Below are 15730 nucleotides of genomic sequence, written 5' to 3' on the forward strand. Positions count from 1 at the left end.
GCAATAACCATGCCATTCGTATTAATTTGTTTTTTATTTATTATAAATCAATTATTTAAATAAAAATAAGGTTTAAAAATCCCTATATCGTAAACGAATCATCCACCCAATTAATCACGCTCGACACTTCGTCTCGACACTATTGACGAAGTACGAGCAAGCCGAAAAATGGCATAAAAAAAGAGGTTGGCATCGCCAACCTCTTATGAATCTTCAGACTTGTTTTCTTTATGGTTTTAGTCGTTGTCTTGCGGCTCAAACAGATCCTGATGCAGTTTCTGGATGACACTTTTTGCGTCGTCAGCATCAACAAGAAAACACAGATTATGATCACTGGCGCCATAACAAATCATACGCATGTTGTAATCGCCCAGCGTGCTGAACACCTTTTTGGCATAACCTTTGGTCTCCATATGGTTCCCGATCAAAGCCACCAGGCTCAGATTTCGTTCGACTTCAATATGAGCGAGTTCTTCCAACTCTGCTCGGGCAGCCGCAGGAAGCTCTGGCGCACCACCAGCTGTGTCCGTTTTATCCAGCGTGATCGAGACACTAATCTCTGATGTGGTAATCAAATCGACTGAGATCTTATGCTTGGCCAGAATTTCAAAAACTTTGGCCAAAAAGCCATATGCGTGGAACATTTTAGCACTGCGAATCGTCACCATGGTTTGATTGGCCCGTAATGCCAACGCGCGGAAATAAGGCGAGTTTTCAACACGTTTCCGAATCCATGTCCCCCCTTTCTCCGGCTCTTTCGATGAACCGACAAAAACGGGAATCCCGTGCCGAAGCGCAGGCAGCAACGTTGAAGGGTGTAAGATTTTTGCGCCAAAGTTTGCCATTTCTGAAGCTTCATTGAAGCTAATTTCAGGAATCGGGGCAGCGTTAGGCACAATGCGTGGATCCGTGGTATAAATTCCGGGAACATCCGTCCAGATTTCCAGCCCGGATGCCTGAACCGCTTCTGCAATCAGTGCCGCTGAGTAGTCACTCCCACCGCGGCCCAACGTGGTTGTATTACCCTGCTCATCCGAACCGATGAATCCCTGTGTTACCACCAGCTGTTTTTTACACAATGGTGCCAGTTTCTCTTTCGCTTGCATGCCCGTAACTTCGACTTGTGGTTCGGCCCTGCCATAGTAACCATCGGTGCGTAATACATCACGAATATCAAATCTGACGGCATCGATACCGCGTTCTTTGAGAACCTGAGTCAGAATATGCGTTGAGATTAATTCACCACAGGCAACCAAATGATCGGTCAGCTTATTACTGGTCTGAAACGATGCCGCGTCCGCGAGACTCGTCACCGTGTCAAGAATCGCCTGTACTGCTTCTTTGACTGAGTCTTGTTCTTGCAATGATTCAATAATTGAAAAATGAATATCAGCTAATTGTTCTAAGATAGAGGTACGTCTTTCTGCATCCTGAACACCGTTGGCAAGTTCAACCAGCAGATTTGTCACACCAGAACAGGCACTACTGACAACAAGCTTGGTGTCCGGATTACTTTCGATGACGGCAGCACAACGACTCATTGCTTCGAAGTTTGCCACGCTTGTTCCGCCAAATTTGGCGACATTGAATGCACTCACGGCATTTCTCCCACGACTTCCTAAAATAAAAAATGTTGTGTTGGGTAACCAACGTCCAATGTTCGAAGAGAGTATTTCTAGAGCAAAAATAGAGGCGATTCGATGAGAGTAGACCTCAGAAGCTCTTCATCAGTTAGCACTGATGACAGTTGACGGGATTCAGCCCATTCACCCGACAATCCAAATCCACAACTCTGGACCGTCTCGGCACTACTCCCCCTGAATATTCTGTCTTGGAGTTGAGGCTCCACAGAATACCTGCCTGGGCAGTGCTCCTCTTCTGCTTAATAGCCTAGGTATTGAACGTTTTTGTCCTATCAATGTCAATGACAAATTGAACCAAGCAGGTCAATTTTTATCCAAACCATCAGATTGCAGAAAAATTTACGACTAGACTTGTGTCGGATAGCTTTCCTCACCAATAAGCGTTAGCCTGATAACTTGCCGAACAGCGTCAATGAAAGGAGTCAGCTTGTGACTGTACACAGTTTTTTCCCACCGCAAAGAACACTCATGGGCCCCGGCCCGTCTGATATTCATCCTCGGGTTTTACAGGCCTTAAGCCGACCGACAATCGGGCACCTTGACCCGTTATTTATTCAAATGATGGATGAATTGAAGTCTCTCCTACAATATGCATTTCAGACCGAAAATGAATTTACAATTGCGATTTCGGCCCCCGGCAGTGCCGGAATGGAAGCCTGTTTCGTTAATTTACTTGAGCCGGGAGACAAGGTAATCGTCTGCCGAAACGGCGTTTTTGGCGAACGAATGCGGGAAAATGTGGTGCGCTGTGGGGCCAACGCAGTGCTGGTGGATAACGCATGGGGAGAAAGTGTATCCGTTGAAAAAGTCGAACAGGCCATTCAAGAACATCCGGATGCGAAAGTATTAGCGTTTGTCCATGCCGAGACTTCAACCGGAGCACTCAGTGATGCGAAAGCGCTAGGCCATTTAGCCAAGCAGTACGGTTTGTTGACCATCGTGGATGCAGTCACTTCACTAGGTGGCGTCCCTTTAGCGGTGGATGAATGGCAACTCGACGCGGTTTACTCAGGGAGCCAAAAGTGTCTTTCCTGTGTTCCCGGTCTCTCTCCTCTGACATTTTCCCAGGCGGCAATTGAAACCATTAAAGCTCGTAAGACCCCGGTCCAGAGTTGGTTTCTCGATCAAACCTTGGTCATGGGGTACTGGAGCGGTCAACAGAAACGAAGTTATCACCACACTGCACCGGTAAATACGTTATACGCACTCCATGAGTCGCTAGTGCTGTTACAAGAAGAATCACTGGCGTCGTCATGGCATCGCCACCAGCAAATGCACCAACAATTAAAACAAGGGCTCGAACAACTGGGGCTGACGTTTGTCGTTGAAGCATCAGAGCGGTTGCCACAACTGAATACAGTCCGGATTCCTGAAGGGATTGACGATGCGTGGGTCAGAAATTATTTGCTGCACCAGTATAATTTGGAAATTGGTGCAGGATTAGGCCAGTTTGCCGGTAACGCGTGGCGAATCGGGCTGATGGGATATAGCGCCCGCCCCGAAAATATCGCCCTCTGCCTCAAAGCATTGGAAGATGCGCTCACACAGAGCAGGCAATGAAATTACTCAGGATTGGACCGTACAATCGGTTGTGTGTCCGGGAGCACAAAAGGATAGTGAGGAAATAAAAACTCAGCCTCAATCCGTGATTGCTCGGCACGATTGATATCTCCGATATGCTGATATAACGCCATGAGCAACTGATAGTATTCCGGCCTTGGCTGCCGCTGGATCAACTCAAGCAGCCAAGGTACGTAGGTACTCAGTGTCTGACTATGCTGTTGCGGATTCTTTTGCTTCAACTGGTCAATCAACTGCACTTTCATCAACTGATCATGCCAAACGCTCGGCACATACTTTTGTGCCTGAAGCGAGAGATGTTGCCCCTGTTTGTATTGCATCAATAAGCTTTGTGCCCGAAGCAATGCGCCACAATACAGCAATGCTAAAATCGGAAGTAAGATTCCCACCCCATTTAACCCTCGAATTGTCAGACGATGGATAGGAACACTTCTATATTTTGCGACACGTTGATCAACCCAAAACAAGAGAATGATGAAGGTAACCCAGTGAATTGCAGACTGGCTGAACACATCATCGACCTGACTAGCCATGAAAATAGGAAAAAGCAGCGACACAGTCGCAAGACGGGTTTTAGGTTTTGCACCATAAATACGCCCCAGAACAAATAAAGCGGCTAACGTGATTGCGAAAATCGGTAGAATGCCACCTTCAATCCCCCAATAAAGCACTTCATTATGCGGGTGTGACAACCCGGCTAACGGTGACGGATAGTTCGGATTTAATTGATGTTGCCGGGCACTATAAAGTACATATTCTTCTTCAAAGTGACCGTAGCCATACCCCGTAAACGGTTTCTCGATAAACATATCGACGGTCTGCGCCAGACTGTCCGATAACGGTGATAACCATTTGATAGACTGAGTGTTAAACGGTGTCGCGTAAAGCGCCTGAATCAGAATCAGTCCGCTCAGCAAACCCAACATAATGGAGATGCTCCATCCCCAAAGTCTTTTCCGACTGGCAAATCGATACAGGTAAGGAAAAATCATCACAATACCGATCAGAGTCACGCCCCACCCTGTAACCGAGCGGAGTAACACCAATAGAGGCATACACAGTAATGGCGTGACATAGAGCAGACTGGCAATGCTAAATTGAGCCTGATACTTTTTTAAATGTCGGGAAAGCAAATATCCTGATGCCAAAAGACCAGTTGCAAGATACGTTGCGAATGTATTGACCGAGGGAAATACGCCCAGTGGCACTTGGGCCGGATCGACAAATAACTGATAATAAGCTAACCCGCTTTCAACCAATGCAGATAACACGATCAACCAGATGAGCCGGTGTTTATGCTTGTTGCTAAAGCGAAACTGCTGAAGCACCACAAAGAGAAGAAATCCCCCCCATAAAGCAATCACTCGATATGCTGATTGTGAGGCAGAGGCGTGATCATAAAACAGCGGTAGTGTCAGCAGTAAGCAGCAGATCAAGAGGCCGAACGTCAGTTTTGAATACCTGATCCTCCCGGCCCTGCTTACCTGAAATATACCGACAGAAATAGCAGTACTGACCCAAAACCAAGTCGTCATATTAAACAACAGTGTTAAACCAGCACCAATATTCAGGTCACTCGGAAAATGCAAGAAAATGAGATATAGCATCCCGAGAACAAATAAAAAAGGTCGATTTAAAGGCAGTTTTACCGGAGATGGCTCGAGCCTCGTTCCCCGCACGATCAGTGTCGCCATAGTCTCATTCATGTTGTGGGGGAGACGATGTAACAACATAAAATCACATCGTTACGCTGCGTCTCCCTACAGGACGTATTTTATGGAAGCTATTCTAACATAGGTTTCAAGAAACGTGCGGTATGAGAGCCCGTAACTTTGGACACCTCTTCCGGTGTCCCTTGAGCGATGATATCGCCGCCACCTTGCCCGCCTTCTGGCCCCAGATCGACAACCCAGTCGGCCGTTTTAATCACATCTAAGTTATGTTCAATCACGACCACTGTATTGCCATGGTCTCTCAATCGATGAAGGACCGTCAGCAATTGCTGAATATCATCGAAATGTAGCCCTGTTGTCGGCTCATCAAGTATGTACAAGGTTTTACCGGTATCGCGCTTAGAAAGCTCTCTGGCAAGCTTGACCCGCTGAGCCTCACCACCGGAAAGCGTGGTTGCGGCCTGACCCAAACGAATATAAGAAAGCCCGACATCCATCAATGTCTGCAATTTTCTGGCAATCACAGGCACCGGATCAAAGAAAGTTCTGGCATCTTCCACTGTCATTTCAAGCACTTCGTCAATGGTTTTACCTTTATATTTCACTTCCAAAGTTTCTCGGTTATAACGTTTCCCTTTACAGATATCACATGGCACATAGACATCTGGCAGGAAATGCATTTCCACTTTAATCACGCCATCACCCTGACATGCTTCACAACGCCCGCCCCGGACATTAAAGCTGAACCGCCCGGGTTTATAACCTCTGGAACGAGACTCTTGTGTTCCGGCAAATAACTCACGGATCGGTGTAAAGATTCCGGTATAGGTTGCCGGATTAGAACGTGGTGTCCGACCAATAGGACTTTGGTCGATATCAATGACTTTATCCAGTTGATCCAGTCCTTTGATTTTCTTGTAAGGCGCTGGCTCTTCAGCACTGGCACCATTGAGTTCAATGTGGGCAATTTTATAGAACGTATCATTGATTAAAGTCGATTTACCCGATCCTGAAACACCAGTTACGCAGGTAAACAGTCCAATAGGAATCGTCAAAGTAACATCTTTGAGATTGTTGCCACTGGCGCCGGAGAGTTCGACAACTTTCTTGGCATCATATGGGGTTCTTTGTGCAGGAATGGCTATTGATTTTGCACCACTTAAATATTGGCCCGTCAACGATTCCGGTGTTGCAATCACTTGCTCGACATCTCCCTGAGCAACAATATGCCCGCCATGCACACCGGCTCCCGGTCCAATATCAACAATGTAGTCAGCAGTCCGAATCGCGTCTTCATCATGTTCAACAACAATTACGGTGTTACCTAAATCACGCAAGTGCGTCAGCGTTTGCAGTAATCTTTCGTTATCACGCTGATGTAACCCAATCGAAGGTTCATCCAGCACATACATCACCCCGACCAGGCCCGCTCCGATTTGGCTTGCTAAGCGAATTCTTTGTGCTTCACCACCGGACAGAGTTTCAGCACTGCGAGAGAGATTGAGATAATTGAGGCCGACATTAACCAGAAACTGGAGTCGGTCATTAATCTCTTTCATGACCTTTTCAGCTATTTGTGCTTTTTGACCCGTCAATTGCAACGACTCAAAGAAAGCCAGAGCTTCAGCGATACTCAGCTCAACAACTTCAGGAAGCGTAGTTTCATTGACAAACACATTGCGAGCTTCTTGTCGAAGCCGAGTTCCGTGACAACTGGCACAAGGTTTAGTCGAGATAAATTTAATCAGGTCTTCCCGGACTGAATTCGATTCGGTCTCTCGGTATCGCCTTTCGAGATTACTCAGAATCCCCTCAAAAGGATGGGATTTTATCCGGGTATCACCGCGATCATTGACATATTTAAACTCAATCGACTGTGTTCCTGATCCTTGCAGAACAACATTTTGAATTTTCTTCGGTAGTTTTTCGAAAGGTGTCGTCAAATCAAAATTGTAATGTTCAGCAAGTGACGTCAACATTTGAAAATAGTAGAAGTTCTTCTTGTCCCAACCACGAATCGCCCCATTTGCCAAACTGAGACTTTTATCCTGAACGACGCGGGATGGATCAAAATATTGTTGTACGCCTAACCCATCACAGGTGTGACAGGCGCCGGCTGGATTATTAAATGAGAATAGTCGCGGCTCCAGCTCCTGCATACTGTACCCACAATGTGAACAGGCAAAATTCGATGAAAATACAATTTCATCACCCGCTTCATCCATCGGTGCGACAACCACGATCCCACCGGACAATTCTAACGCAGTTTCAAAAGACTCGGCCAAACGCTGCTGCAAATCTGAACGCACTTTAAAACGGTCAACAATCACCTCAATTGTGTGCTTCTTATGAAGTTCTAATGTCGGTGGATCGGAAAGGTCACTGATTTCACCATCAATTCGGGCGCGAATAAATCCCTGTGCAGCAAGGTTTGCCAGTGTTTTTACATGTTCTCCCTTCCGTTCTTTGACAATGGGAGAAAGCAACATCAGCCTTGCCCCTTCCGGAAGCTCAAGAACTTTATCCACCATCTGACTTATCGTCTGTGCAGCCAGCGGGGTATGATGTTCCGGACAGCGAGGCTCCCCGACCCGTGCATACAGCAGACGCAGATAATCGTAGATTTCAGTGATAGTACCAACCGTTGAACGCGGGTTATGAGAGGTGGATTTTTGTTCAATGGAAATGGCTGGAGACAAACCTTCGATATGATCCACATCGGGTTTTTCCATTAAGGACAAAAATTGTCGGGCATAAGCCGACAGAGACTCAACATAACGTCTTTGCCCCTCAGCATATAACGTGTCAAAAGCGAGGGAAGACTTTCCTGAGCCGGATAACCCAGTGACAACGATGAGTTTGTCACGCGGAAGAGTCAGACTGATATTTTTTAAATTGTGGGTACGAGCACCCCGAACGTCAATACTATCCATCTTCTATGCTCTGGTAACATGTGGCAATAACCTAGTATTACATAGAGTCAGATATGAGCAAAGTATTGCTGTATAAAAAAACAGTATTTAGCTAAAAGAATGAGCGCCGGATGACGCTCATTCTCGCGGGTCATCCGATCAAGCTGAAACCGCTTGTTCACCTTTCTGCGTTGAATGTTTATTGAGTTCAACTTGGTCTGAGTTCTTCTGATAAAGGTGTTCAAAACAGTAGTTCGTGGCTTCAATATAACCTTCGACACTCCCACAATCGAAACGATGCCCTTTAAATTTATAGGCCAGTACGCAACCGGCTTTCGCCTGTTTTAGCAAAGCATCGGTAATTTGAATTTCGCCACCTTTACCCGGTTCCGTCTGTTCGATTAGATCGAAGATATCCGGCGTCAGAATATAACGACCAATAATGGCCAGATTACTTGGAGCAGAACCCGCCTCTGGTTTTTCGACCATATCATCAACCCGGAACAGATCATCTTTGATCATCTCACCAGCGATCACACCGTACTTATGTGTTTCATCTTCTGGAACTTCCTGCACCGCGACAATTGAACAGCGGAATTGTTTGAACAACGCCACCATTTGGGCAAGAACCCCATCGCCTTCACTGACACACAGGTCATCAGCAAGTACAACAGCAAACGGCTCATCTCCAACAAGTTCCCGCCCGGTAAGAATGGCATGACCCAACCCTTTCATTTCACGCTGACGAATGTAAGTAAAATTTGTGGTTTCAATGATTTTACGAATATCGACAAGCAACTTCTCTTTGTTGGTTCCCTTGATCTGGTGCTCCAGTTCATAGTTCATATCAAAATGATCCATGATCGAGTGCTTTCCTCGCCCAGTCACAATACACATTCCATCCATACCTGCCTGAATCGCCTCATCAACCCCGTACTCGATCAAAGGTTTGTTCACGACTGGCATCATTTCTTTCGGCATTGATTTAGTTGCGGGCAAAAAACGGGTTCCATAGCCAGCTGCGGGGAAGAGACATTTTTTAATCATATTTCATTACCTTGTTGTATTCAGGTTTTTCATCAACTTTACTCACTATATCACGACTGACTCAGCAGGGTGATTTAGGGATTGAAAAGACACTGTCAAATCATACTACTGACTCATTTATGAGACTAGATTTTGTTTTGCCCATGTTGTGGCTTGAGTGCGGTTTTTCACCGAGATTTTCTTAAAGATCTGATACAGATGTGATTTGACCGTGAATTCACTGATAAACAGATTATCTGCAATTTGAGTGTTCGATGCCCCCGTTTTCAGACAGCGCAGGATTTCCAACTCTCTGGACGTCAGCGAGATCGCCGCAGTAACATTTTTATTGTTAAATAAATGGCGATAGTAATGAAGAAGCTGACCACAAATATGTCGTGGTAAATAAATTTGCCCTTCTCGGATTTCACGCAAAGCAGCAATGATCAGTTCAATCGGATCACTACGATAAAACAACCCTTTCAAATTACCGAGTTGAAGAAGTTCCTCTGTTCTCGGGCGTTTCTCAACATTGATAACTACGGTTTCGAGGCACAAATCCAGTGCATTATCCATATTCAAGCGAGATAGCAATACTTCTTTTTGTTGATAATCAAACAGGAGAATTTTATGCCGATCGGTCTGATGGGACAGCAGAAACTGCCGAGGTTGGATTTTGGGGAGTCTCTGTCCGAGTGCGCCCTCGATTTCATGATAGAACGTTGAGGGTTCTTGATTATCGGGATAGAGGACATAGAGCACTCTGCTGTAATTTGATCTTTTCATAGGTCTGTCGGTGTCTGATGGAATATCGAACAACATGCCAGAACAGAAAAAACTCTTCTAATTCAATCAATTGTTTATCGTGCAACGTCTTGTGGCCTTGAAAACATGAAGTCTATCAGTTTTAAAAAAATCGAGTGGGATTGAAAAAAATGGTGTGATTTCCGAGACTTTTAGATGAAATGCGATCAGAATTCAGTAAGGTAGTTGAGACCTTTATCAAGCGTGGTATCCTATGCGCTGAATAGATACATCATGAGATGACGGAGCAAAGCATGGCAAGCCGTGGAGTAAACAAAGTTATATTAGTTGGGAACCTTGGAAGTGATCCTGAAGTTCGTTACATGCCAAGTGGCGGTGCAGTTGCGAACATCACGATTGCGACGTCGGAAACATGGCGCGATAAAACAACGGGTGAGCAAAGAGAAAAAACCGAGTGGCACCGTGTCGCCCTGTTCGGTAAATTGGCAGAAGTCGCAGGAGAATACCTACGCAAAGGTTCTCAGGTATATATTGAAGGGCAGTTGCAAACGCGGAAATGGCAAGATCAAAGTGGTCAGGAACGTTATACAACTGAAGTTGTTGTTCAAGGGTTTAACGGTGTGATGCAAATGCTCGGTGGTCGCCAAGGCTCTGGTGGTCAAGCTCAGTCTCAGCCAGGGATGCAAGCTCAGCAACAAAACAGTGGATGGGGACAGCCTCAACAGCCACAATCACAAGCAGCGCATCAGCAGCAACAATCAGCACCGCAACCACAATACAATGAGCCACCAATGGATTTTGATGACGATATTCCATTCTAGGCTTCTGTTTTTAATACCCTGACTATCGGGTAAATCATATAACAATAAGGCCCCGCGATGCGGGGCCTTATTGTTACTCAGTCGTACCAAAATTAGTTATGCCATATTCGGTGCAAGCCATTTTTCAACATATTCCCGTCCCCAACCTTTTCGTTCAGCATAGCTCAACAGTTGATCTTCTTGAATTTTCGCCACAGCAAAATAACGGGAATCAGGATGAGAGAAATACCAGCCAGACACAGATGCACCAGGCCACATTGCATAACTGGTTGTTAAAGACATCCCAATTTTTTCTTCCACTTGAAGCATATCCCAGATGGTGGCTTTTTCCGTATGCTCCGGACAAGCAGGGTAACCGGGAGCGGGTCTAATGCCCTGATATTTTTCTCGGATCAATTCATTATTCGTCAAACACTCATCAGCGGCATATCCCCAGATCTCTTTGCGTACCCGTTCATGTAAATATTCAGCAAATGCTTCAGCCAATCGGTCGGCAACAGCCTGAACCATGATGGCATTGTAATCGTCGCCTTGCGCTTTATATGCATCAGCCAGTTCTCGTTCACCGATTCCCCCCGTAACAGCAAAAGCACCAATCCAGTCTTTTTTACCACTGCTCTTTGGTGCGATATAGTCAGACAGGCAATAGTTATACCCTTTTGGCTTGTGTGTTTGCTGCCGCAAATGGTGTAAACGGTGGGCGACGTCTTGACGAGATTCATCACAATAGACTTCAATATCATCACCAACGCTTGCCGCAGGGAACAAAGCACAAATGCCTCGTGCTTTCATGAGGCCTTCGCGCTCAACGCGATCGAGAAATTCATTGGCATCGTTGAACAGACGACGCGCCTCATCCCCCACCTCTTCATGATCCAGAATAGCTGGGTACTTGCCCATCAGTGACCACGTCATAAAAAATGGTGTCCAGTCGATATATCGACGTAATGTCCCAATTTCAAAATCATCAAATACGTGTACACCAGTTTTCACCGGTACAGGCGGCGTATAATTGTCCCAATCAATCGCGACACGATTGGCCTGTGCGTCTTCCAGTGTGACCGGGCGGGTTTTAGGCGTTTTACGGGCATGTTGATCCCGGGTCCGTTCATAGTCAATATTCAGCTTCTCAACAAATCCCGGCCGTAAATCATTCGAAAGCAGAGAGGTACAAACCCCCACAGCCCGGGAGGCATTGTTTACATAAACCACTGGCTGATGGTAATTGTGCTCAATCTTCACCGCGGTATGCGCCTTCGATGTTGTTGCACCGCCAATCAGCAACGGCAACTCAAACCCTTGCCGTTCCATCTCTTTGGCAACATGAACCATCTCATCTAATGATGGGGTAATTAATCCAGATAAACCGACAATATCAACCTGCTCTTCTTTCGCAACTTTGAGTATCTGTTCACAAGGGACCATTACCCCAAGGTCAATGATCTCATAGTTGTTACATTGCAATACAACCCCGACGATATTTTTCCCAATATCGTGTACGTCCCCCTTCACGGTGGCCAGTAATATTTTCCCGTTGGTACTGCCAGCTTGTTTCTCCGCATTAATGTACGGTTCAAGAAAGGCAACCGCCTGTTTCATCACCCGAGCCGATTTAACCACCTGAGGGAGAAACATTTTCCCTTCACCGAACAAATCTCCGACGACGTTCATCCCATCCATGAGAGGACCTTCGATCACTTCTAATGGTTTCGACGCTTGTTGTCTCGCTTCTTCTGTATCTTCAGTAATAAACTCCGTAATCCCTTTCACTAATGCATGTTCAAGACGCTTAGATACAGGCCATGTCCGCCATTCTAATGCTGAGGCATCATCTGCTTTACCCACCGCATTTTCACGATACTCATCTGCTATTTCCAGCAAACGCTCTGTCCCATCATCTCTTCGGTTGAGAATGACATCTTCAACCGCATGCCTCAGTTTTTCAGGAACATTGTCATAGATCTCAAGCTGACCGGCATTGACGATCCCCATATCCATACCATTCTTAAAACAGTGGTAAAGGAATACGGCATGAATCGCTTCGCGCACATAATTGTTACCGCGAAATGAGAAAGAAACATTCGAAACCCCGCCCGAGACCATCGCATAAGGCAGTTCTCTTTTGATATCACCGACAGCATGAATAAAATCAACCGCATAGTTGTTATGCTCGTCAATCCCCGTTGCAACAGCAAAAATATTAGGATCAAAGATGATATCTTCCGGAGGAAAACCAACCTCATCAACGAGTATGTGATAGGCCTTGGTACAAATTTCAATTTTCCGCTCGCGGGTATCTGCCTGACCAGCCTCATCAAATGCCATTACAACGACGGCAGCGCCATAGCGACGGATCAATCTCGCCTGATGAATAAATTTCTCTCTACCTTCTTTCAAAGAAATTGAATTCACAATTCCTTTGCCCTGAATACATTTTAATCCGGATTCAATAACCTCCCATTTTGATGAGTCAACCATCACCGGAACTTTGGAAATGTCAGGCTCAGATGCGCACAAATTTAAGAAACGTGTCATACAGGATTCTGCATCGAGCATGCCTTCATCCATGTTGATATCGATAATCTGAGCACCATTTTCGACTTGTTGTCTGGCAACATCTAAAGCTTCATCGTACTGTTCTTCTTTAATAAGTCGTTTAAATCTGGCCGAACCCGTAACGTTTGTCCGCTCTCCGACATTGACAAAAAGTGAGTCCTTCTCAATCAGCAGCGGCTCTAATCCTGATAATCGACAGGCTACGGGAATATCGGGTCGGGAACGGGGTTTAACCCCTTCTACGGCTAAAGCGATATGACGGATATGCTCAGGAGTCGTTCCACAACATCCACCGACTAAATTCAGAAAACCGGCCCTGGCCCACTCACCAATATGCTCCGCCATCTCTTCGGGAGACAAATCATATTCACCGAAAGCATTGGGTAATCCGGCATTGGGGTGAGCAGAGATAAAAGACTCAGAAATTCGGGATAATTCTTCGATGTAAGGTCGCAATTCATCGGGACCAAGCGCACAATTCAATCCAAATGATAAGGGCTGAACATGGCGTAGTGAGTTATAAAATGCCTCTGTTGTCTGGCCGGATAGGGTTCGGCCTGAAGCATCGGTAATAGTACCGGAAATCATGACAGGCAAAGTCGTATGTAATTCTTCAAACACACTCTCAACCGCGAAGGCACAAGCTTTCGCATTCAACGTATCAAAGATCGTCTCTAGCATGATCAGATCAACACCGCCTTTAATCAGGGCACGAGTCGATTCAGAATAAACTTTGACTAAGTTATCAAAAGTGACGTTACGAAACCCCGGATCATTCACATCAGGAGAAATCGAACATGTTCGGTTAGTCGGCCCCAGTACCCCCGCAACATAGCGAGGACGATCCGGGGTTTTCGCGGTCCATTGATCTGCAGTCTCACGAGCTAACTGAGCAGCGGCAAAGTTGATCTCTTCACTATATGACTGCATATCATAGTCAGCCATAGCAATAGCGGTTGCGTTGAATGTGTTGGTTTCAATAATATCAGCACCCGCTTCAAGATAACTCGAATGAATTTCTTTAATTAAATCGGGTTGAGTCAATACAAGAAGATCATTATTACCTTTTACATCGCAGTGCCAATCAGCAAAACGTTCTCCGCGATAATCATCCTCTTGTAGGTTGTATCCCTGAATCATGGTGCCCATGCCACCATCAATCAATAAAATACGTTGTTGAAGCTGCTTTGCTATCCGATGCTTTATACAAGTCACTTTTTCGCCCTATCCCTGCTTTTTATTCATCCTACCACACAACATTTAGAAGTATAGACGTCTATATAGTCATATGATAGAACAATTTAACCGCAAAGAGATATCCTCACGATCAGAAAAAGTGATTGCTATTTATCCGACATCAAAGGAAAATTTCAGCCTCCGTGTTCAAGATGTGAAGAGAAAAAGATGTCGGTCTACCATACACTATGCTTTCTTGCTGCTGCTGCAATGCTGATTGCTTTTCTAAACAGTAAAATAAGTAAGATGCAAACCACTATCGCAATTACTGCAGGTTCAATGATGCTGTCTTTACTGATCTTAATTGCGGGTCAAAATAATTGGTTCCATTTGACCCAAATTGCGGTAACGACCATGAGTAGCATCAACTTTGAAAACTTTCTGCTCAAAGGCATTTTAGGGTTTCTTCTTTTTGCCGGTGGTCTGGGGATCAAACTCCCTAACTTAAGAGATCAGAAATGGGAGATCACGATACTTGCTCTTGGTGCCACACTTTTCTCGACTTTCTTCATCGGCTTCTCTTTATATGGCATCTGTCAGTTGATCGGGATCCAATTTGACCTGGTGTACTGCCTGCTATTTGGTGCGCTGATTTCTCCGACCGACCCGATAGCCGTTCTCGCTATTGTGAAAAAACTGAATGCCCCGAAGAGAATCTCAACGCAAATTGAAGGCGAATCCTTATTCAATGATGGTTTCGGCTTAGTCATCTTCGTCACGATATTTACAATTGCTTTCGGTTCAGAGCCACCAACAGTTATCAGTGTTTCCCAGTTGTTTATGCAAGAGGCAATTGGAGGCATAGCCTATGGCTTCGTTCTGGGTATGATTTTCCATTATCTGATCAGTGCGACAGATGACCATTCGATGGAATTATTACTCACCATCGGTATTCCCACAGCCGGTTACGCATTTGCCGAAATCCTCCATGTCTCAGGCCCGCTGGCAATGGTTGTTTCTGGAATTATGATTGGTAACTGGACGCGGTTTATCGGTTTTTCCAAAGAGAGTGAAGAACATTTGGATCATTTCTGGGAACTCGTTGATGAATTTCTCAATGGTGTGCTTTTCCTTTTAATCGGCATGTCGATGCTACTTTTCAGATTCCACGAAGAAGATTGGATCATGATGGCGATTGCTGTCCCATTAGTACTGCTAGCACGCTATTTAAGTGTTTACGTGTCATATATCGGATTCAAACGCTACCGCAAGTACAACCAATGGTCAGTAAAAATATTAACTTGGGGCGGGCTGCGTGGTGGATTAGCGTTAGCGATGGCACTTTCTATTCCATCGGGTGTTCTTATCATTCCGGAAAAGCTTATTGATGTGAAAGAGATTATTCTGGTAATGACTTATGCTGTTGTTGTCTTCTCTATCTTGGTTCAGGGATCAACTATTACACCAATGGTTGAAAAAGCCAAAAAGGCAGAACTTGATAAAGAAATCGAAGAAGCAGCTCAAGCTAAAGAAAATCAAGCTTAATGGACTCAAAAAAGATGGTTCACTTGCGTGAA

At 45.4% G+C, this 15730-nt stretch carries 9 protein-coding genes and 1 riboswitch; of the genes, 3 read left to right on the forward strand and 6 right to left on the reverse strand.

Annotated features, from left to right (window positions below):
- Positions 1-236: 236 nt before the first annotated feature.
- A complete protein-coding gene (gene lysC, locus BSQ33_RS06740) occupies positions 237-1598 on the reverse strand; it encodes a lysine-sensitive aspartokinase 3 (protein WP_021019727.1) in 1362 nt (453 codons plus the stop codon).
- A gap of 111 nt (positions 1599-1709) precedes the next feature.
- Positions 1710-1886, reverse strand: a riboswitch (Lysine riboswitch).
- A 186-nt stretch (positions 1887-2072) separates the two neighbouring features.
- Between lysC and BSQ33_RS06745 the strand changes: the two genes are divergently transcribed.
- Complete coding sequence (locus BSQ33_RS06745; RefSeq protein WP_021019726.1) at positions 2073-3203, forward strand: pyridoxal-phosphate-dependent aminotransferase family protein; 1131 nt, start codon at positions 2073-2075, stop codon at positions 3201-3203.
- 2 nt (positions 3204-3205) lie between these two features.
- Here the strand turns inward: BSQ33_RS06745 and BSQ33_RS06750 are convergent, their stop codons facing one another.
- The 4 genes from BSQ33_RS06750 to BSQ33_RS06765 all read right to left on the reverse strand — a co-directional run bounded on the left by BSQ33_RS06750 (position 3206) and on the right by BSQ33_RS06765 (position 9621).
- Complete coding sequence (locus BSQ33_RS06750) at positions 3206-4918, reverse strand: PglL family O-oligosaccharyltransferase (protein ID WP_198298165.1); 1713 nt, start codon at positions 4916-4918, stop codon at positions 3206-3208.
- 89 nt (positions 4919-5007) lie between these two features.
- Positions 5008-7830, reverse strand: a complete 2823-nt coding sequence (gene uvrA, locus BSQ33_RS06755; protein WP_088133704.1) for an excinuclease ABC subunit UvrA — start codon at positions 7828-7830, stop codon at positions 5008-5010.
- Positions 7831-7968: 138 nt separating this feature from the next.
- On the reverse strand, positions 7969-8856 hold the full coding sequence (gene galU / locus BSQ33_RS06760; RefSeq protein WP_021019723.1) for a UTP--glucose-1-phosphate uridylyltransferase GalU: 888 nt from the start codon (positions 8854-8856) through the stop codon (positions 7969-7971).
- 117 nt (positions 8857-8973) lie between these two features.
- Positions 8974-9621 carry a response regulator transcription factor gene (locus BSQ33_RS06765; RefSeq protein WP_027694103.1) on the reverse strand — a complete coding sequence of 216 codons (648 nt, stop codon included), beginning with the start codon at positions 9619-9621 and terminating at the stop codon, positions 8974-8976.
- Between the two features lie 272 nt (positions 9622-9893).
- Here BSQ33_RS06765 and BSQ33_RS06770 point away from each other — a divergent pair, with 272 nt between their 5' ends.
- Positions 9894-10421, forward strand: a complete 528-nt coding sequence (locus tag BSQ33_RS06770; RefSeq protein WP_088133705.1) for a single-stranded DNA-binding protein — start codon at positions 9894-9896, stop codon at positions 10419-10421.
- Between the two features lie 96 nt (positions 10422-10517).
- On the opposite strand, the gene metH is transcribed toward BSQ33_RS06770, so the two are convergent.
- The gene (gene metH, locus BSQ33_RS06775) at positions 10518-14192 is read right to left on the reverse strand and encodes a methionine synthase (protein WP_088133706.1); all 3675 of its coding nucleotides are present in this window, start codon (positions 14190-14192) and stop codon (positions 10518-10520) included.
- A gap of 189 nt (positions 14193-14381) precedes the next feature.
- Between metH and BSQ33_RS06780 the strand changes: the two genes are divergently transcribed.
- The gene (locus BSQ33_RS06780; protein ID WP_021019719.1) at positions 14382-15698 is read left to right on the forward strand and encodes a cation:proton antiporter; all 1317 of its coding nucleotides are present in this window, start codon (positions 14382-14384) and stop codon (positions 15696-15698) included.
- Positions 15699-15730: the final 32 nt, after the last annotated feature.

This window comes from Vibrio gazogenes (genome assembly GCF_002196515.1).
GTDB classification, from domain to species: Bacteria; Pseudomonadota; Gammaproteobacteria; order Enterobacterales; family Vibrionaceae; genus Vibrio; species Vibrio gazogenes_A.

Coding starts and splice junctions, on each gene's coding strand:
- galU (WP_021019723.1), bottom strand. CDS start 8,856: ATGATTAAAAAATGTCTCTTCCCCGCAGCTGGCTATGGAACCCGTTTT.
- uvrA (WP_088133704.1), bottom strand. CDS start 7,830: ATGGATAGTATTGACGTTCGGGGTGCTCGTACCCACAATTTAAAAAAT.
- BSQ33_RS06770 (WP_088133705.1), top strand. CDS start 9,894: ATGGCAAGCCGTGGAGTAAACAAAGTTATATTAGTTGGGAACCTTGGA.
- BSQ33_RS06765 (WP_027694103.1), bottom strand. CDS start 9,621: ATGAAAAGATCAAATTACAGCAGAGTGCTCTATGTCCTCTATCCCGAT.
- BSQ33_RS06780 (WP_021019719.1), top strand. CDS start 14,382: ATGTCGGTCTACCATACACTATGCTTTCTTGCTGCTGCTGCAATGCTG.
- BSQ33_RS06750 (WP_198298165.1), bottom strand. CDS start 4,918: ATGGCGACACTGATCGTGCGGGGAACGAGGCTCGAGCCATCTCCGGTA.